The sequence below is a fragment of the Modicisalibacter ilicicola DSM 19980 genome, from assembly GCF_900128925.1.
Lineage (GTDB): Bacteria > Pseudomonadota > Gammaproteobacteria > Pseudomonadales > Halomonadaceae > Modicisalibacter > Modicisalibacter ilicicola.
This window is the reverse complement of record NZ_FQUJ01000012.1, coordinates 12,588-31,504: the sequence shown is the minus strand read 5'-3', so window position 1 is coordinate 31,504 and position 18,917 is coordinate 12,588. Positions and strand designations below refer to the sequence as shown.

The 18,917-nt window shown below is 64.5% G+C and carries 14 protein-coding genes; 12 read left to right on the top strand and 2 right to left on the bottom strand.

Features of this window, described 5'->3' with window-relative positions:
- Positions 1 to 9: 9 nt before the first annotated feature.
- The 12 genes from BUA41_RS13330 to BUA41_RS13275 all read left to right on the top strand — a co-directional run bounded on the left by BUA41_RS13330 (position 10) and on the right by BUA41_RS13275 (position 13,730).
- Positions 10 to 1,308 carry a 2-oxo acid dehydrogenase subunit E2 gene (locus tag BUA41_RS13330; RefSeq protein WP_072823691.1) on the top strand — a complete coding sequence of 433 codons (1,299 nt, stop codon included), beginning with the start codon at positions 10 to 12 and terminating at the stop codon, positions 1,306 to 1,308.
- A 156-nt stretch (positions 1,309 to 1,464) separates the two neighbouring features.
- A complete protein-coding gene (locus tag BUA41_RS13325; protein WP_072823689.1) occupies positions 1,465 to 3,345 on the top strand; it encodes a protein kinase domain-containing protein in 1,881 nt (626 codons plus the stop codon).
- A gap of 154 nt (positions 3,346 to 3,499) precedes the next feature.
- Positions 3,500 to 4,411, top strand: coding sequence for an ectoine hydroxylase (gene thpD / locus BUA41_RS13320; RefSeq protein ID WP_072823687.1), 912 nt, complete (start codon positions 3,500 to 3,502; stop codon positions 4,409 to 4,411).
- A gap of 67 nt (positions 4,412 to 4,478) precedes the next feature.
- The gene (locus BUA41_RS13315) at positions 4,479 to 5,381 is read left to right on the top strand and encodes a DMT family transporter (protein WP_072823685.1); all 903 of its coding nucleotides are present in this window, start codon (positions 4,479 to 4,481) and stop codon (positions 5,379 to 5,381) included.
- A 140-nt stretch (positions 5,382 to 5,521) separates the two neighbouring features.
- Positions 5,522 to 7,111 (top strand): ABC-F family ATPase, encoded by a 1,590-nt coding sequence (locus tag BUA41_RS13310; RefSeq protein ID WP_072823683.1) that lies wholly within the window; start codon positions 5,522 to 5,524, stop codon positions 7,109 to 7,111.
- Positions 7,112 to 7,173: 62 nt separating this feature from the next.
- Entirely contained in the window at positions 7,174 to 7,770 is a 597-nt protein-coding gene (locus BUA41_RS13305; protein WP_175546977.1) for a DUF4202 domain-containing protein, read from the top strand.
- Positions 7,771 to 7,869: 99 nt separating this feature from the next.
- Positions 7,870 to 10,458, top strand: coding sequence for a DNA ligase D (ligD, locus tag BUA41_RS13300; RefSeq protein ID WP_245791921.1), 2,589 nt, complete (start codon positions 7,870 to 7,872; stop codon positions 10,456 to 10,458).
- Between the two features lie 33 nt (positions 10,459 to 10,491).
- On the top strand, positions 10,492 to 10,698 hold the full coding sequence (locus BUA41_RS13295; protein ID WP_072823679.1) for a hypothetical protein: 207 nt from the start codon (positions 10,492 to 10,494) through the stop codon (positions 10,696 to 10,698).
- Entirely contained in the window at positions 10,695 to 11,471 is a 777-nt protein-coding gene (gene ku, locus BUA41_RS13290) for a non-homologous end joining protein Ku (protein ID WP_072823677.1), read from the top strand. Before BUA41_RS13295 ends, ku (BUA41_RS13290) begins: the two co-directional genes overlap by 4 nt.
- On the top strand, positions 11,464 to 12,621 hold the full coding sequence (ku, locus tag BUA41_RS13285; protein ID WP_072823675.1) for a non-homologous end joining protein Ku: 1,158 nt from the start codon (positions 11,464 to 11,466) through the stop codon (positions 12,619 to 12,621). Before ku (BUA41_RS13290) ends, ku (BUA41_RS13285) begins: the two co-directional genes overlap by 8 nt.
- 215 nt (positions 12,622 to 12,836) lie before the next feature.
- The gene (locus BUA41_RS13280) at positions 12,837 to 13,388 is read left to right on the top strand and encodes a L,D-transpeptidase family protein (RefSeq protein WP_072823855.1); all 552 of its coding nucleotides are present in this window, start codon (positions 12,837 to 12,839) and stop codon (positions 13,386 to 13,388) included.
- Between the two features lie 78 nt (positions 13,389 to 13,466).
- Positions 13,467 to 13,730 (top strand): Lpp/OprI family alanine-zipper lipoprotein, encoded by a 264-nt coding sequence (locus BUA41_RS13275; protein WP_072823673.1) that lies wholly within the window; start codon positions 13,467 to 13,469, stop codon positions 13,728 to 13,730.
- A 135-nt stretch (positions 13,731 to 13,865) separates the two neighbouring features.
- On the opposite strand, the gene BUA41_RS13270 is transcribed toward BUA41_RS13275, so the two are convergent.
- Together BUA41_RS13270 and mfd are read right to left on the bottom strand one after the other, a co-directional pair.
- Complete coding sequence (locus tag BUA41_RS13270) at positions 13,866 to 14,945, bottom strand: L,D-transpeptidase family protein (RefSeq protein WP_072823671.1); 1,080 nt, start codon at positions 14,943 to 14,945, stop codon at positions 13,866 to 13,868.
- Between the two features lie 279 nt (positions 14,946 to 15,224).
- Entirely contained in the window at positions 15,225 to 18,674 is a 3,450-nt protein-coding gene (gene mfd, locus BUA41_RS13265) for a transcription-repair coupling factor (protein WP_072823669.1), read from the bottom strand.
- Positions 18,675 to 18,917 lie beyond the last annotated feature (243 nt).

Below are 18,917 nucleotides of genomic sequence, written 5' to 3'. Positions count from 1 at the left end.
GAGAGCACCATGAGCGATTTTATTCTGCCGGACATCGGGGAAGGCATCGTCGAATGCGAGCTGGTCAAGTGGCTGATCAGCGAGGGCGACGAGATCGAGGAAGACCAGCCGGTCGTCGAGGTCATGACCGACAAGGCATTGGTCGAGATTACCGCGCCGGAAGCGGGTCGCGTGACCCGGCTCTATTACAAGCAGCAGGAAAATGCCCGGGTGCACGAGCCGCTGTTTGCCTATACGCCGCTGGATCAGGCGGATGATACCACCGAGCAGGCGGAGGAGCCGGCCGACGATCAGGTGGAGGAGCAACGGGAAGGCGAGGCGGCTCCCGCACCCGCCGAGACGCCAACGCCCGCGGCGGCCAAACCACGGTCACCCGCGGGCACCGGCCCGCACGGGCGAATCCCCGCCAGCCCGGCGGTACGGCGGCTGATACGCGAGCTGGGCGTGCGCCTCGAGGATGTTCCCGGGTCGGGCAAGGAGGGCCGCGTGCTCAAGGAGGACGTGCTCGCCTTCGAGAAGCGCGGTGGCAAGAGTCCGGACACCGCCTCCACCGGCGGCGAAACGCAAGCGGCGCCCACCGGGGAGGGCCGAGCGCCGGCAGGCGAGGCTCGGGTCGAGCCGATCAAGGGCATGCGCGCGGTGATGGCCAAGCGCATGGTCGAGTCCGCCACGACCATTCCCCATTTCAGCTATGGCGACGAGATCGACGTCACGGAATTGCTGGCCCTGCGCGAGCGCCTGAAACCCCTGGCCGAGGGGCAGGGCACCCGCCTGACGCTGATGGCCCTGATCATGAAGGCCATGGCGCTGGCGGTGCAGGAGTACCCGATCCTCAACAGCCGGATCAGCGAGGACGGCAGCGAGATTCACTACCAGCCCCATTGCAACATCGGCATGGCGGTGGACAGCCAGGCGGGACTGATCGTGCCCAACGTCAAGCGGGTCGAGGAACTCAGCCTCCTGGCGATTGCCGCCGAGGTCGAGCGGCTGACCCAGGCCGCCCGGGAAGGTCGGGTCAGTCAGGTGGATCTCAAGGAGGGCACCATCAGCATCTCCAACATCGGCGCGCTGGGAGGCACCTATGCCGCACCGATCATCAACCTGCCGGAAGTCGCCATCGTCGCCCTGGGGCGCACCCAGCAGCTGCCACGTTTCGATGCCGACGGCAACGTCGTCTCCCGGGCGATCATGACCATCACCTGGTCCGGCGATCATCGCATCATCGATGGCGGCACCATCGCCCGCTTCTGCAATCTATGGAAGGAGTATCTGCAGACGCCGCAGAACATGCTGCTCAGGATGGCCTAGGGAATTGCTGAATAAATCGCCGAGCGAAATGAAGTGCAAGGCGCACGGAGCGCAGAAAACGAGACATAACATGGGGTTAGGCGAGTGTTCGAGCACCGCGCAACGCAGCAATTCGTTCGTGTAGGCATTTATGCAGTGATTCCCTAGGCAGATGTCATGACCCAGGACGCCCTGCAGCAGTTCTACATTCCCGAAGAGCAGTCGATCTACCTGCTCAGCCACGACGATGCCAAGAAGCTCCGGGACTGGGTGGCGTTGTGCCGGGAGCAGCTCGAGCAGCTCGGCTATCGGCACATCGAACTGATCGGCAAGGGCGCCTACGGCTTCGTGTTCGCCGGCCTGGCCACCCGGCAGGGTGCCGCCGAGGTGGAGTACGTGTTCAAGTTCACGCGCATCACCTTGCCGGAGGCGCTGCAGGATCGTCTCGAGGAGGAGGCGTTCATGCTCGAGCAGGTGGAGCATCCTCGGGTGCCCCGCCTGATCGCCTTCCAGCGCATCCGCAAGCAGTCGATCCTGGTAATGGAGCGCGCCCCGGGGATCAACCTCGAGGAGTATTCGCTGCGTCACGGGCGTCTCGTGCCGCGGCTGGTGGTCAAGGTCGCCGCCCAGCTGGCGGACATCCTGCGCGTCCTGCGCCGCGAGGCCGGCCCGGCAGGCAAGCCCATCGTGCATGGCGACATCAAGCCCTCCAACCTGGTCTTCGATCCCGCGACCGAGCGCATCGCCCTGATCGACTGGGGCTCCTCGGTGTTCGCCCAGCTCGACGCCAACCAGCAGTTCGTCTCGACCAGCGTCATGGAGCTGATGTCCGACAACCTGCAGCAGACCAATGCCCGCCTGGGCGACGTCTACTTCATCGGCGAGGAGCAGCTGAACGGCGCCCTGTCGTCGCCGCGCTTCGACGAGCAGGGCACGGCCGGCACCCTCTACGCCCTGGCCTCGGCGCAATCCTGCCGTTTCGGCCATCGTGCCATACCCGCCACCTCCCTCGGCCTGCCCATGGAGTTCGCCCGCATGCTCGACGGCATGCTCGACCCCGACCCCCAGACGCGGGCCCGGGCCGGCGACTACTTCCTCGAACACATGCCGCGTATGGCGCGCACGGTGATGCTCGACCTGCCAGAGAAAGCGGAAAGTCCCACGGTGCCGGTATGGGTCCGCCCCAGCCATCGTGAGATCGATACCGTGGTCTATAGCTCGCGCAAGTCGTTCCTGCGCGAGGAGGATGGGCGGGACGCGCTGAATGCGGTCAACGACGTGCAACTCGATCGCTACTACAAGAACTTCATGCAGGGCATGGGCGAGACCGAGAAGGCCTTTCTCGCCGCGGTCAGCCGGCTGGGCAAGTATCCGGTGGTGGGAGGGCTGGCGGTGCGCTGGGAAGCCGATGGGGTCTACATCGACAGCGTGCTCAACCTGCACGACCTCGAACTCAAGACCGCCTTCGTCGCGGCGGTCAACAACATGGTCAGCCTGGCCCGGGCCATCTATCGCCAGGGCGTGTTCAAGAGCTGCCTGTTCAACGCGCGCGACACCCTGCACATCGACCGCGACGGGCCTCAGGAGCCTTTCATCCCCGTGCCGGGCATGGCACTGCCCTACGAGGTGAGCGCCGCACCGGATCTGGAGGATCGTTCCCGGGTGCACTCCTATTTCGAGGATGGCCCGGACCCGGAGGAATTCCTGCAACTGCCCGTCGAGATCATCCGGCGTCTGGAGGATCTCAACACCATTCACCATACCGGACTGATCATCTTCGAGGCGTTGCCGACCCATCTCAAGATTCACAGCTATTATCGCCTACTGGACCCGGGGCGGGAGAGCGAGTTTCGCGAATGCCTGGACGCCATGCTGGCGGCAGTCCCCCTGATCCGCGGCCTGGGAGTCTCGGGGTACATGAAGATGCCCTACAAGGACACCAAGGTGTTCGCCCACATCGAACGCCTTCCCGATCGCTACTATCCCCGGGACCCACGGGCGCACCGCAACGACGCGACCGGGAAGCCTTCCGGCTCGACATCTAGAATTAACCTCTGATAGATACAACCTGACAGGAGTGGCTTAGGCTGGTGGTCACTCGAGCGCGAGCCAAGCAACGATGAACGCCTCGGCCATTTCGCTGTCCTTCGGATGCGGTTTGCCCGAAGGCGCCATGTCGCAATGTACAAGCAGACTAACGGAGGAGTTTGCCATGAAAGAGACCCAAGATCTTTTTCCGACCCGCCTGGAACGCAAGCTGGGGATGTTCGAGCGCATCGACCCGGTGGTGCACAGTGAAGGCGAGCAACGCAGCAACGGACCCTTGAGTGAAGAACAGGTCGACGAGTTCGAGAGAAAGGGCTTCATTTCCTTCGAGAGCTTCTTCGACAAGGAGGAGATGGAGGCCTTCATCCAAGAGCTTCGCGATTACGAGGATGACGAGGATCTGAAGCTCTCCGAGGGCACCATCCTCGAGCCGGGCCATCAGGAGATTCGCTCGATCTTCGGCATCCACGAGGTGTCCGAGCGTTTCAGCCGGCTGACCCGGGACCCGCGCCTGCTGGCCATGGTCCAGCAACTGCTGGGCAGCGATGTCTACATCCACCAGTCGCGCATCAACTACAAGCCCGGCTTCAAGGGCAAGGGCTTCGACTGGCATTCGGACTTCGAGACCTGGCACAGCGAGGACGGCATGCCGCGCATGCGCTCGTTGAGCTGCTCGATCGTGTTGACCGACAACGGCGAGTTCAACGGCCCATTGATGCTGATCCCCGGGTCGCACAACTACTTCATTCCCTGCGTGGGGCGGACCCCGGAGAATAACTACAAGGAGTCGCTGAAGAGCCAGGAAGTCGGCGTGCCGGATGCCGCCAGCCTCAAGACGCTGATGCTCGAAGGCGAGATCGAGGCGCCCAAGGGCCCGGCAGGCTCGCTGATCATGTTCGAGTGCAATACGATGCACGGCTCGAACATCAACATGTCCTGCTGGCCGCGCAGCAACCTGTTCTTCGTCTACAACAGCGTCGAGAACACCCTGCACGACCCGTACTGCGGCAACAAGCCGAGGCCCGAGTTCCTGGCCAATCGCTCCGACTGGGAGCCGTTGAAGCCCGTGGACCGGTGAGGCAGCAGGCTCGAAGGCACTTCAGGAGGCACCCCGGCGGTGCCTCTTCTCGTTGCAATGGAGTTCCATGCAGAACGAACGGACCACGCTTCTCGCCACCTTGATCGTCATCGGGACCGGCGCGCTCTGGGGCTTCTACTGGCTGCCGGTGCGTCGTCTCGAAGAACTTGCCCTGCCCGGGGCCTGGGGAACGCTGGCCATCGTGACCGCCGCGGCGCTTTTCCTGGCCCCCCTGGCGATCAGGCGGCGTCGGCGACTGGCAAGCGCCGACCCGCTGGCCCTTGCCTCCTTCGCCCTCGGCGGGGCCGCGTTCGTCCTCTATTCGGTGGGCCTGGTCTACGGGCGCGTTGCCATCGTCATCCTGCTCTTCTTCCTGACGCCGGTCTGGAGCACGCTGATCGGTCGATACGTGATGGGGTGGCATACGCCCCGTCTGCGTGTCGTCGCCATCGTCGTCGGCCTTGCCGGCCTGGCCGTGATGCTGGGCTCGGACGGCGACATGCCCCTGCCTCGGGGGAGCGGGGAGTGGCTGGCCCTGATTTCGGGCCTGCTCTGGTCGGTGGCCACGACCGGCATCCGCACGAAGTCGAATCCGGGGCCGGGAGAAGCGGCCTTCGTCTTCGCGCTGGGCGCCTGCGCCGGTGCGCTCGCGCTGGCACCGCTTCTCGACCCCTGGCCCGATGAGATCGCTACCGACAGCCTCGGCAAGTTTATCGGCTGGACGGTTGCGGCCGGTGGCCTGTGGTGGGGGGTGTCCATGGCAGGCCTGATGTGGGCCACGGCACGCCTGGAGCCGGCACGCGTGGGCCTTCTGCTGATGACGGAAGTGCTGGTCGGCACGCTGTCGGCCGCGCTGCTCGCGGGCGAATACCTGGGGCGCCTCGAGATCCTCGGCGGTGCCCTGGTCCTGGCTGCCGGTCTTCTCGAAGTCTGGCCGATCAAGCGACAGGACGGTGCGAGGCCGGCCTGATCCGTGGTGGTGTGCCAGTCCGCGAGATCAGCGGTCTCCTCTCGGATTTTCTCTTGGGATGAAGAGGGGAGGGGGAAGCGGTACAATCGCCCACTTTTGCACGCTCGGGCACGCCCCGAGCCCTGTCGACTGGACCCTTCGTGATCTCCACCGCCAACATCACCATGCAGTTCGGGGCCAGGCCCCTGTTCGAGAATGTCTCGGTCAAGTTCAACAACGGCAACCGCTACGGCCTGATCGGCGCCAACGGCAGCGGCAAGTCGACCTTCATGAGGATCCTCGGCGGCGATCTCGAGCCCTCGGCCGGGCAGGTGATGCGCGAACCCGGCACCCGCCTGGGCAAGCTGCGCCAGGATCAGTTCGCTTTTGAGCAACACCGGGTCATCGACACCGTGATCATGGGCCATGACGAGCTATGGCAGGTGGCGGCCGAACGCGAGCGTATCTACGCCCAGACGGAAATGAGCGAAGAGGACGGCATGCGCGTCGCCGACCTGGAAACCCAGTTCGCCGAGCTCGATGGCTACACCGCCGAGGCCCGCGCCGGCGAACTGCTGCTGGGGCTGGGCATTCCCGAGGCGCAGCACTTCGGTCCCATGAGCGAGGTGTCGCCGGGCTGGAAGCTGCGTGTACTCCTGGCTCAGGCACTGTTTTCCGACCCGGACGTGTTGCTGCTCGACGAGCCCACCAACCACCTGGATATCAATACCATTCGCTGGCTCGAGGGGGTGCTCACGGCGCGCAACAGCACCATGGTGATCATTTCCCACGATCGCCACTTCCTCAACAGTGTCTGCACTCACATGGCGGATCTGGATTACGGCGAACTGCGGCTGTTCCCCGGCAATTACGATGAGTACATGACCGCGGCGACCCAGGCACGGGAACGCCTGCATGCCGACAACGCCAAGAAGAAGGCCGAGATCGCCGAACTGCAGGCCTTCGTCAGCCGTTTCTCCGCCAACGCCTCCAAGGCCAAGCAGGCCACCTCCCGCCAACGCAAGATCGACAGGATCAAGCTCGATGAGGTCAAGCCGTCGAGTCGGGTCAGCCCCTTCATTCGCTTCGAGCAGAACCGCAAGATTCACCGTGGCGCGGTCAATGTCGAGGCATTGACCAAGGGGTTTGGAGGCACACCGCTTTTCGAGCGCCTGGGGCTGCAGATCGAGGCCGGCGAGCGTGTCGCGATCATCGGCCCCAACGGCGTCGGCAAGACCACGCTGTTGCGTTGCCTGGTGGGCGAGCTGGCCCCCGATGGGGGCGCGGTGAAATGGACCGACAGCGCCGAGCCGGGCTATTTCGCCCAGGAGCATGGCGACGATTTCGCCAATGAGGCGTCGCTCTACGAGTGGATGGCGCAATGGACCGATGGCGGCGAACAGGCGATTCGTGGCGCCCTGGGGCGCATGCTGTTCTCCAACGACGACATCGGCAAGTCGGTGAAGGTGATCTCCGGTGGCGAGCAGGGGCGCATGCTGTTCGGCAAGCTGGCGTTGCGAAAGCCCAACGTGCTGCTCATGGACGAGCCCACCAACCACCTCGACATGGAATCCATCGAGGCGCTCAACCTGGCACTCGCACACTATCCGGGCACGCTGATCTTCGTCAGTCACGATCGGGAGTTCGTCTCATCCCTGGCCACGCGCATTCTGGACATGAGCGGCGAAGGTGTGGTCGATTTCAGCGGCAGTTACGATGAGTATCTGCGTAGCCAGGGTGTCTTTGGTTAGGGACACGCGCGGCGCTTACCGCATTCTGGTCAATGGAACAAAGCTCGAGGGGAAATCTCATCATGAACATACCTGATGCACGCTTTGACAGCGCTATCGAACGCCTGGATGCCCTGCACGCCGAAGATCCTCGCCAGGAACGGGTCGAGGGTCAGGACGTCCCCCATGAACTGCTCTATGCCCGACGCATGAGCGCCTGGCTGGCCCAGGTGGCGCCCGACGCCTCGGACGCCCTGCGTCTGGCGGTGCGCGCCCAGCACCTGCAGCGCTGGCGTATTCCGCGCACTGATTACCCTCAGGATCGTCCCGGCTATCTGACCTGGCGTCGCGATCTGGGACGTGTTCAGGCCGAGCAGGCCGCCCGGGTACTGAGCGAGGTGGGGTACGAGGCAGCCTTCTGCGAGCGAGTCGCCGGGATGATCCGCAAGGAGCAGCTTCGCCGCGATCCTGAAGCCCAGGCACTGGAGGACACGGCCTGCCTGGTTTTTCTCGAGCACTACTTCGCCGACTTCGCCGGCGAACACGATGAGGCGAAGCTGATTCGCATCGTGCGCAAGACCTGGAACAAGATGTCCCCTCGCGGGCACGAGCTCGCCGCCACCATTCCGATGTCGAGACAGGCGCGGCAACTGGTGCAACAGGCGCTGGCCGACGGCTGACGAGGGAGTCGCTTCATTGGAGTTGTCGATGCCTGGCGTGTTGAGCCGTCCTGGAGTGTTGAGCTGCCCTGCCATGATTGACTAGTCTGAAGAGAAGCCATGTCAGGGACGAGGGCGATGGGACGACTCGAGGAGTACCGTCGCAAGCGCGACTTCAAGCGAACGTCGGAACCCGCCGGAGACGAGACGAAGGGCACGAGCGGCCGACGGCGTTTCGTCATTCACAAGCACGCGGCGAGTCACGATCACTTCGACTTGCGACTCGAGCAGGATGGCGTGCTGCGAAGCTGGGCCTTGCCCAAGGGGCCAAGCCTCGAATCCGGCGAGAAGCGTCTGGCTATCGAGGTCGAGGATCACCCCCTGTCCTATGCCGACTTCGAAGGGGTGATCCCGAAGGAGGCCTACGGGGGCGGCACGGTCATGCTCTGGGATCGTGGCCACTGGGAACCCACGGGCAAGCACGGCAAGGGGCGCATCGACTTCGAACTCCACGGCGAGAAGCTCAAGGGCGCCTGGACGCTCACGCGTCTGCAGGGTCGCGGCAACAAGAAGGGCAGCGACAAGGACGACAGGCAGTGGTTGCTGATCAAGCGCAGCGACGACGAGGGGGCCACGGGGCCCAGGCAGGGCGTGGACGACGATCGCAGCGTGGCCAGCGGGCGCAGCATGCGCCAGATAGCCGAGCAGGGTGAGAGGAAGGCCGAAGCGCCGGGCGCAGAGCCATCTGGCGCCTTGCCCGACCCCGAAAGGCTCGAAGGGGGCCGCAGGCACGCGCTGCCGAAAGAGGTTCGCCCCCAGCTTGCCACCCTGAGCAGCGAGGTTCCCGAGGGCGACGACTGGATCCACGAGATCAAGTTCGACGGCTACCGGGTGCTGGCGCGGGTGGAAGACGGCGACGTGCGATTGACCACCCGCAATGCCAAGGACTGGACGCATCGCTTCCCCGAACTGGCCGAGTGCCTGGCCCGCCTTCCCGTGAAGCGAGCACTTCTCGACGGCGAGGTGGTGTCCCTGGGCCGGGATGGCACCAGCAGCTTTCGCCGCCTGCAGGAGGCGCTGAGCCGCGGTCGCACGGATCGGCTCGTCTACCAGGTCTTCGACCTGCTGCACCTCGAGAACCGCGATTTGCGCCAGGTCGCCTTGGTCGAACGCAAGCAGGCCCTGGCGCAGCTGCTCGAGGCTGCCGGCTTGGACGACGCCGACAAGCTGCGCTATTCGGACCATGTCGACTCCCGGGGCGAGGCCTTCTTCGACAAGGCGTGTCGGCTGGGGCTCGAGGGTATCGTCAGCAAGCGTGCCTCGAGCCATTACCAGGCGACGCGCAGCAAGCAGTGGCGCAAGGTGAAGTGTGCCAATCACGAGGAGTTCGTGATCGGCGGCTATACCGATCCCGGAGGCTCGCGCCAGGGATTCGGGGCCTTGCTGATGGGCGCCTTCGACGACGAGGGGCGCCTCGCCTACGCCGGTCGCGTTGGCACCGGCTTCACTACGCGCCAGCTCGACGAGCTCGCTGGAATCCTCGAGAAGCTCGACGTCGAGGAGTCTCCCTTCAATGGCCCCGTTCCCGATACCCGTTCGGTGCACTGGGTTCGTCCCGAACGCGTGATCGAGGTGGAATTCACCGAGCGGACCCGGGACGGGCGCCTGCGCCACCCCGCCTTCCGTGGCCTGCGCGAGGATCGTGATCCCGAGGAGATTCGTGTGTCAAGGTCTCAGGACAAGCGTGACCGGAACGCGGTCGGCAAGCGTTCCGACCCCTCCGCCGGGAGTGGCTCGGACCCTTCGAAGGCAGAGGGCGATCAGCTGCTCGGGGTGCGCCTGACCCATGCCGATCGTGTCCTCTATCCGGATCAGGGGCTGACCAAGGGTGATCTGGCGCGCTTCTACCTGGACATCCAGGAGTGGATACTGCCTCACCTGGTCGACCGGCCGCTTTCCCTGGTGCGTTGCCCCGAGGGGCGTACCGGCGAATGCTTCTTTCAGAAACACCCGAATGCCGCCATCGACAAGCGCGTGCCACGGATCAGCCTGGCCGAGAAGCAGGGCGAGGCGGAATACCTCTACGTGCAGTCCGCCGCGGACCTGGTGGCACTGGTCCAGGCCGGTACCCTCGAGATTCACCCCTGGGGCAGTCGTGTCGACGACCTGGAACGCCCCGACAACCTGGTGTTCGACCTGGACCCGGCCCCGAATGTCGCCTGGCAAAAGGTCCTGCATGCCGCCGCCACGCTGCGCGACCGGCTGGCATCCCTGGAGCTTGCCAGCTTCGTGCGCACCACCGGGGGCAAGGGGCTGCATCTGGTCGTGCCCCTGACCCCCGAGGCGCAGTGGGAAGAGGCCAAGGCCTTCGCCGAGGCCGTTGCTCGCCAGCATGCCCAAGACGATCCCGGGCGACTGACGGCGAACATGGCCAAGACCCAGCGCCGTGGCCGCGTATTCATCGACTACCTGCGCAACGCCCGGGGCGCCACCGCGGTGGCTTCCTACTCGGTGCGGGCGAAGAAGGGCGCCCCCGTCTGCGTGCCACTGCGCTGGGATGAGCTCAATGCCGCCCTGCACTCCGATCGCTATACCACCGAGAACCTGCGTCGCCGTCTGGCGGCCCTGAAGGAGGACCCCTGGTCGGGATTCGAAGAGGCCCGGCGGCCGATCACCGCGAAGATGCGCAAGGCCGTCGGGCTCGAGTGAGCCTTTTCCCGGGCATCGGAAGGAGGAAAACCCTTGAACAGTGTCGAGACCGGCAGCGATGTTCCCTGGTGGCTGGAAGCCGGCCCCGAGACCTGCCCATTCTGTCAGCGCCGCTTTCACGCCGAGGCGGGGTATTACTGCGTGTCCTGCGATCGTCCGCTCTGCTGCTTCTGCGTGCTGGAACAGTGGGAGACCCGCAGTGCCATCTGTCCCGATTGCCGGGAGGAGGTTCAGCCATGAGCGCCCGGGCGATATGGAAGGGGGTTCTCTGCATCGACAAGGCCCGGGTGCCGGTCAAGCTCCACTCCGCGGTGCAGGATCGCAGCCTCCATTTTCGGCTGTTGCACCGCAAGGACCGCTCCCCGGTCAGGCAGGCGATGGTCAACCCGCAGACGAACGCGGTCATTCCCCACGCCGAGACGCGACGTGGCTACATGACCGACGCGGGGCGCCTGGTGGTACTCGATCGCGAGGAGCTCGACGCCCTGGCCCCCGAGCCGGGCCGGGACATCGAGGTGCGCCGTTTCCTGCCTGTCGGCACGATCGACCATCGCTGGTACAGCCGTCCCTACTATCTGACGCCGGATGGCTCGGAGCAGGAGTATCGCGCCCTGGTCCAGGCACTCGAAAAGGCCGACAGGGAAGGGCTGGTGCACTGGGTAATGCGTCGCAAGGCTTACCAGGGGGTGTTGCGCCCGTACCAGGGGTGCCTGTTGCTGGTGTCGCTGCGCCACGCCGAGGAAGTGGTGCCCACCGAGGCATTGAAGCCGCCCGAGGGAGACGCGCTCGACGACAAGGAGCTCGACATGGCACGCCAGCTGATCGGCATGCTCGATGCCCCCTTCGAGCCCGAGGAATACCGAGACGACTACCGGCAGCGGGTCATGGACCTGATCGACGCCAAGCAGCGCGGCGAGAGCGTCAAGGTCACGCCCATCCGGCGTCCCAAGGCCTCGAAGGATCTTGCCAGGGCCCTGGAGGCCAGCCTGAAGAGAGAGCGCAAGCGTGCCTGACAAGCAGCGAAGCAGAGCCTCCCGGAAGACGAGCGCCAAGGACGGGAAGAGCGCTCAGTCGAGATCGGCCATCCGGGGGCCGCGACCCTTCTGGTCCGGGAACGTCGCCTTCGGCCTGGTCAATCTGCCGGTCGGGCTCTATCCGGCCCAACGCGCCAAGCCGCTGTCGCTGCGCATGGTGGACGAAGAGGGCACGCCATTGACCCGGCGTTACTTCTGCGAGCGGGAGGAACGGGCCCTCTCCGCCGATGACCTGGTGCGCGGCTACGAGGTCGAGAAGGACGAGTTCGTGCTGGTCGAGGACGAAGAGCTGCGTTCCCTGGCACCGGAAAAGAGCCAGGAAATCGACCTGAAGCGCTTCGTCGCCCTGGCAGACATCGATCCCCTCTATTTCGAGAGGGCCTATTTTCTCACGCCCGAGAAGGGTGCCACCAAGGCCTACCGACTGCTGGCCAGGAGCATGGAGGAGTCCGCCCGGGCCGGCATCGCGACCTTCGTGATGCGCGACAGGGAATATCTGGTGGCGATCATCGCCGAAGACGGCATCCTGCGGGCGGAGACATTGCGCTTCGCCGACGAGGTGCGCTCCCCCGCGGACGTTGGCCTCGATCTTTCGAACGTCGAGGCGGAGAGCAAGCGCGTCCGGGCGCTCGAGAAAGCCATCGACTCGCTGAGCACCGAACGCTTCGATCGCGAGGAACTCGAGGATCGTCAGAGCCAGCGCACCCTCGAACGCATCGACGAGAAGCTCGAGGCGAACGACGACGTGATCGAGCTACGCGGCGAGGGCGAGGTCGAGGAGCAGGAAGAGGGAGGCGAGGTGGTCGATCTGATGCAGGTGCTCAAGCAGAGCCTCGAGGAGGGGCGCTCGCCGGTGGCAGAGCGTGAGACCAGGGCAGCGAGCGGTGACGCCGACAAGCGAAAGCAGGGCCGAGCCTCCGGTTCGCCCCGCAAGCAAGGCAAAAAGGCGGCTTCCAGAGGAAAGCGCAAGGAAGGAAACACATCCTCTTCCCGTCGCGAGCAGGAGAAGCACGATCTCTCGGCGCTCTCTCGCGATGAATTGTACGCTCGTGCTCAGGAGCTGGAACTGCCCGGCCGCAGTCGCATGACCAAGAAGGAGCTTGTCGAGGCGATCGCCGGTGCTGCATAGTCACGATCTAGCCGAGCAAGTCCTGGCAATACGCTGTATGCTGCGGTGGCGGGACGTGGGGCCTGGGTGCTCCTGGCGTTGTCCTCGATGTTCGTTCGGGCTGCAGGGGGATCGTGGTCCCGAAAGTGAAATCTTTCGACAAGATGATGCAAGGCTCCGACAATGGACACCTTGAGGAAGTATGCTTGGCAAGCGAGGCCCGAGAGAGTCGAGTGATGCGAAAGTTGTTGCTGTTTTTATTATGGATGTTGCCTCTCGGAGGGCTTCAGGCGAGTTCGGATGATCAGGACGTCTGGTTGCTGGTGGACGATGAAACCGCCACATTGCACGTCTATCGTGGGGAGCAGGAAGTCGAACGTTTCTCGCCGGTTTCCCTGGGGCGTGGTGGCGCCAAAAGGCTGCGCTTCGATGGTGATAGGGCGACTCCCACGGGGGAGTTTCGCATCAATTGGATCAACCTTGATAGCCGCTTCAACATTTTCCTGGGGCTCGACTATCCTACCCTTGGACATGCACGCGAGGCACGCGACGCGGGCATATTGAGTGACGACCAATTCTATGATTACCTATCGTACTATCGACGGCACGGTGCACCTCCCCAGGATACGGTGCTGGGCGGTAACATCGGTATTCACGGTCTGGGGGAGAGCGATCCGACCGTGCATCGACGTTTTCACTGGACCGATGGTTGCGTGGCGGTAACCAACAAGCAAATAGAGCGTCTGGTAGACCTGGTGGAACTTGGCACAAAAGTCATCATCCGCTAGGTTAGGAAAGAGCAGTTGCAAGAAGACCTGCCTGCGCAGGAATCGTTAGTAACCCAAGGAAGACTCAAGGAGAACAGCATGAAAAATACCCGCACTACGCTCAAAATCGCTGCTGCCGGTCTCGCCATGGCTGTCATGGCTGGCTGTGCGTCCCAGGCCAGTGAAGAGCAAAGCGGTCAGATGAGCCAGTCTGAAATGCAGTCTCAGGAAACCCGCAGCATGGCGCGTGAAGCACTGAACACCGCTCAGCAGGCTCAGCGCACCGCGGAACAGGCTCTGCAGCAAAGCCAGCAGAACAAGCAAGAAATGGATCGGATGTTCCAGCGCTCCATGCAGAAGTAATCTTTCGTGATGGCATCCTTTCATGGATGCCTGATCGGTGATTGCCTCGCAAGAAAACCCTGCTCAAGCAGGGTTTTCTTCGTTTCATTTCGCGGCCGCGGATAGGGAGTGGGCTGGAGCGACAGGCGTTATCTCTCAGGCATCGTCGTTTGACACCTGCGCCTCGAGTTGGCTGTAAAGGGTCTCGAAGAGTTCCAGACGGTCATAAAACGGATCGACTCTCCTTGGCCTTTCCACGATCTCGAAGGGCTGTTCGACCAGTATCAGCGGTTCGGCCATTCCACTGGCATTCTCCACCGCGCCCCGCAGACGAGCAAAATCGACAGGGTATCGATGCCCCTCGACGCTGTTCGAAACCGTCTCGAATACCTCGTCGAGCCGCCTTGTCGGCGTGTCCTCCGCTTCCTCCAGGGCGGGGTAGACCTGCACATGCAGGATGCCGCTGGAGGACCAGCCCACCTTGAGAGGCGAGTTGATCAGGCGCACCTTCGTGCCGACGGGCAACCTGGAAAAGAGGTTCTCGATATCCTCGGGCAGCATGCGAATGCAGCCATGGGTCACGCGCATGCCGACCCCATCGGGCCGGTTGGTGCCATGAATCAGGTAGCCGGCGATGTCCAGCCGCATCGCGTATCGCCCCAGGGGGTTGTCGGGGCCGGGAGGCACGACGCGGGGAAGCGATCGCCCGTCTTCCGCATGCTCCTTGATGATCGACTCGGGCGGATACCAGGCCGGGTCCTTGGCCTTGGCGATGATGGTGGTCTCGCCCAGCGGTGTCTTCCAGTCCATGCGCCCGACACTCACCGGATAGGTTTCCACCTGGCGAACTTCGCCCTCCTGCACCGGCGGGTAGTAGTAGAGCCGCATCTCGGCAACGTTGACCACGACCCCCTCCCGAGGGCCCGGAGGCAGGATGAAGCGGGTGGGAACGAGCACCTCGGTGCCCTTGCCGGGCATCCAGACGCTGACCCCGGGATTGGCGCGGCGCATCTGTTCGTAACCGATGCCGTAACGCCGGCCGATGTCGATCAGGGTATCGTCCTGGCTTGCCTCGACCGTCTGAACCTGCCCGACGACATCGCTGCCCTCCTGGAGCGGGTAGCGTTCGACGCCCGGCTGCTGCCTGACGTCCCCTTCCTCGGCCGGCAGCGAGAAGGGCAGCGCCAGCAGGCACAGGGCCAGCCATAGCCGCGGCGTTGTTCGTGTTGGGCGCATGTAAGGTGACCTGTCCAAGCTACGGAAACACTGAATGAATGGCTGCACGTAGGGATCGCTGCGTTGCGTGGTACTGGTGCGCCAGCCCGGTCGAAGACTCGTCTAACGGCATGTTATGTCTCGTCTTCTGCGTGCCGTGCGCCTTGCGCTTCATCACGTTCGCCGAGCTGTTCAGCGCTTCCCGAATGATCGAGCGAGGGTTGCTGTTTCGCTGAGTATATTCCGACGAATGGGCTCCGATACAGCAAAGGCTGTGAAAAGATCGAGCAAGTGGGTATCTCAGGCGGCCTGTGCCTTGCGGTTCAGCCTCTCGAGCAACCCCTCGACCGCCTGGAAGCGTGCTTCCTCGGTCTCCATGTCGATCTCGAAGCGCAGCGTGTCGGCACCGTCCAGGCGATAATGGACCGGATCCCGTTGAATGAGGTCGACCAGGGTCATCGGGTCGACGGCCGGGTTGGCACCGAAGATCACCCGTCCCCGCTCGGGTCCGGCTTCCAGGCGGATGATGCCCAGCCGCTCGGCACGCTGGCGCAGTCGGGTCTGGCGGAACAGCGTCTTGACCGGCGACGGCAACAGCCCGAAACGGTCGATCATCTCCACCTGCAGCTCTCTGAGGTCGGCCTCGTTCTCCGCGTTGCTGATGCGCTTGTACATGATCAGCCGCTGCTGCACATCGTGCAGATAGTCATCGGGGATCAGCGCGGGCAGGTTGAGGCCGACTTCCACGCCCTCGTCCAGCGGTGCCTCGATGTTGGGCGTCTTGCCGGCACGAATCGCCTTCACCGCGCGGTCGAGCATCTGCATGTAGAGGCTGTAGCCGATGGTTTCCATCTGGCCGCTCTGCTCGTCCCCGAGCAGCTCGCCGGCGCCGCGGATCTCCATGTCGTGGCTGGCCAGGGTGAAACCGGCACCCAGGTCCTCCGCCTGGCCGATGGCTTCCAGGCGCTTGAGGGCATCCTTGGTGATCGCCTTGGGTGGCGGCGTGAGCAGGTAGGCGTAGGCCTGGTGGTGGCTGCGTCCGACCCGGCCGCGCAGCTGATGAAGCTGGGCCAGGCCGAACTTGTCGGCACGTTCGATGAGGATGGTGTTGGCGCTGGGGACGTCGATGCCCGTCTCGATGATCGTCGAGCACACCAGCACGTTGAAGCGCTTGTGGTAGAAGTCCGACATGATGCGTTCCAGGGAGCGCTCCGGCAGCTGGCCGTGGGCCACGCCGACCCGGGCTTCTGGGACCAGCTCGCGCACCTTCTCGGCGGTCTGCTCGATGGTCCTGACCTCGTTGTGCAGGAGATAGACCTGGCCGCCGCGCAGGATCTCGCGCAGGATGGCCTCCTTGATCACCGGTTCGTTGCGTTGCTGGACGAAGGTCTTCACGGAGAGGCGTCGCGCCGGCGGGGTGGCGATGATCGAGAGGTCCCGCATGCCGCTCATGGCCATGTTGAGGGTGCGCGGGATCGGTGTGGCGGTCAGCGTCAGGATGTCGACCTCGGCCCGCAGGCTCTTCAGGCGCTCCTTCTGGGCCACGCCGAAGCGGTGCTCCTCGTCGATGATCAGTAGCCCCATGTTGGGGAATTTCATCGATTTCGAGAGCAGCTTGTGGGTGCCGATGACGATATCGGCCCGCCCGTCCTCGATGCGCTTCAGTGACTCCGCCTGGCCCTTGCCGCCGGTGAAGCGGGAGACCAGTTCGATCTGTACCGCGGTATCGGCGAAGCGGTCGCGGAAGTTATCAAAATGCTGCTGGGCGAGCAGGGTGGTGGGCACCAGCACCACCACCTGGCGTTCGGAGTGCACGGCGAGAAAGGCCGCACGCATGGCGACCTCGGTCTTGCCGAAGCCGACATCGCCGCAGACCACGCGATCCATGGGGCGCGGTGCCACCATGTCCCCGATCACGGCGTGAATGGCGGCTCGTTGGTCCGGGGTCTCCTCGAAGGGGAAGCTGGCGGCGAAGCGCTGATACTCCTCGCCGGGTTCCGCGCAGGCGAAGCCCTCCCGGGCCTCCCGGCGCGCATAGACATCCAGCAGTTCCGCGGCGGTGTCGCGGATCTTCTCGGCGGCCTTCTTCTTGGCCTTGTCCCAGCTGTCCGAGCCGAGCCGGTGCAGCGGGGCCAGCTCCTCCGAGGCGCCGGCGTAGCGTGAGATGAGGTGCAGGTTGTCCACCGGCACATAGAGCTTGGCGCCTCCGGCATACTCCAGCGCGACGAATTCCGCCGCCTGCCCGCCGGCCTCCAGCGCCTCGAGCCCCTGGTAACGCCCCACGCCGTGAGTCTGGTGCACCACCGGCGCGCCGGGGCGCAACTCGGAGAGATGGCGCACCGCGAGCTCGTTGTCGTCGGTGGCCTTCTCGCGGCGCCGGGTCTGGCGCACCACCTCGCCGAACAGCTCCGTCTCGGTGACGACGGCAAGGGCCGGATCGGCCAGCCACAAGCCCTCGTCGAGTTCGCTCTCGGTGATGGCAAGCCGGCTCCCCGAGTCGAGGAACGCCTGCCAATCGCCGACATGCGGCATGTCCAGGTGCAATACTGCCAGGGTCTCTTCCAGCGCCTCGCGACGCCCGCGGGATTCGGCGACGAACAGGACGCGCAGTTCGCCATGGGCGGCCAGGAACTCGTCGAGGCGGGCCAGGGGCTTCTGGGCCCGGGCATTGATCGCCACCTGCGGGGGCGCCTGGGTCGAGGGATGATGGGCATGGGGGTGTGTTTCGTCTTCGACCAGGGCGACGCGGGGCTTGGCCTTGATCGCGGCGAACACTTCCGGCACCGGGACGAAGGCGCGGGCGGGGGGCAACAGTGGCCGGGTGGGGTCGACCCCGAGGTTCTCGTAGCGGCTCTGGATTGCCGCCCAGTGATGCTCGGCTGCCTCGTGCGCGCCGGGCAGCAGGGCCACGCGCGTGCCCTCGGCCAGATGATCGAACAGCGTCGCCGTCTCCTCGAAGAACAGCGGCAGGTACTGTTCGAGCCCCGGCGAGGGGATCCCCTTCAGGGCGTCGTTGTAGAGCGGGCACTGACGCGGGTCGACATCGAACAGCGTCTCGAAGCCCTCGCGAAAGCAGGCGATGGCCGAGCGAGACAGCGAGTATTCATGGGCGGGCAACAGTTCGACGCTGTCGACCTTGTCCTGGCTGCGCTGGGTGTCGGGATCGAAATGGCGCAGGGTGTCGATCTCGTCGTCGAACAGATCGATGCGCAACGGTGCCTCGGAACCCATGGGAAACAGGTCGATCAGGGCGCCACGCAGGGCGTATTCACCGGGCTCGTAGACGGTCTCGACGGCACGATAGCCGGCCCGGGAGAGCCTCTCGCGAAAGCCCTCGCGATCGATGGTCATGCCGACGCTCAAAGTCACCACGCGCCCCGCGATGTAGTCGCTGGGCGGCAGGCGCTGCATCAGGGTATTGATCGGCACCAGCACGATGCCCTCTCGGGCCTCCTGGAGGCGACGCAGCGTGCGCAGGCGCTCCGAGACGATGTCCTGGTGGGGCGAAAAGCTGTCGTAGGGGAGGGTCTCCCAGTCGGGGAACGGCAACACCGGCACGCTGGCGAAGAAGCGCAGTGCGCCTTCCAGGCGTTGGGCCGCGGCGGTATCCGGCGTGACGACCAGTAGGGGTGCACTGTCGGCCAGGCGGGCCAGGGCGAGGGCGCCCGCCGCGCCCTGCGGGGCCTGCCAGTAGAGCGTTTCCCGGGTCCCCTGGGGGGCGGGCGGTGCTAGCGGAGAAAAGTTCGGCATGGGGAGTGTGAACGCAATGCTTTGAGAGTGAGAGGATGATAACAGCCTCGCCGGAAGAACGAGAAAATCGCCGGCCTCCTGGTCCATGTCCCGAGGGTCATGCCCTGATGCTGGCTTGTAGTCAACCCCTTGTTTCTGTAGTGGGCTTACAGCGCCTGCGACCATACAGCGATTGCGGTCATCCACAAGAGGTACGGATAATAGCCCGACACATTCTTTTGCATGCCAGTGAGGAGCTACCCC

What these genes read in the sequence shown, in the direction of transcription:
- BUA41_RS13275 (WP_072823673.1), top strand. Translation starts at nt 13,467, where the DNA reads ATGAAAAATACCCGCACTACGCTCAAAATCGCTGCTGCCGGTCTCGCC.
- BUA41_RS13325 (WP_072823689.1), top strand. Translation starts at nt 1,465, where the DNA reads ATGACCCAGGACGCCCTGCAGCAGTTCTACATTCCCGAAGAGCAGTCG.
- thpD (WP_072823687.1), top strand. Translation starts at nt 3,500, where the DNA reads ATGAAAGAGACCCAAGATCTTTTTCCGACCCGCCTGGAACGCAAGCTG.
- ligD (WP_245791921.1), top strand. Translation starts at nt 7,870, where the DNA reads ATGTCAGGGACGAGGGCGATGGGACGACTCGAGGAGTACCGTCGCAAG.
- BUA41_RS13305 (WP_175546977.1), top strand. Translation starts at nt 7,174, where the DNA reads ATGAACATACCTGATGCACGCTTTGACAGCGCTATCGAACGCCTGGAT.
- ku (WP_072823677.1), top strand. Translation starts at nt 10,695, where the DNA reads ATGAGCGCCCGGGCGATATGGAAGGGGGTTCTCTGCATCGACAAGGCC.
- BUA41_RS13280 (WP_072823855.1), top strand. Translation starts at nt 12,837, where the DNA reads ATGCGAAAGTTGTTGCTGTTTTTATTATGGATGTTGCCTCTCGGAGGG.
- mfd (WP_072823669.1), bottom strand. Translation starts at nt 18,674, where the DNA reads ATGCCGAACTTTTCTCCGCTAGCACCGCCCGCCCCCCAGGGGACCCGG.
- BUA41_RS13330 (WP_072823691.1), top strand. Translation starts at nt 10, where the DNA reads ATGAGCGATTTTATTCTGCCGGACATCGGGGAAGGCATCGTCGAATGC.
- BUA41_RS13270 (WP_072823671.1), bottom strand. Translation starts at nt 14,945, where the DNA reads ATGCGCCCAACACGAACAACGCCGCGGCTATGGCTGGCCCTGTGCCTG.
- BUA41_RS13315 (WP_072823685.1), top strand. Translation starts at nt 4,479, where the DNA reads ATGCAGAACGAACGGACCACGCTTCTCGCCACCTTGATCGTCATCGGG.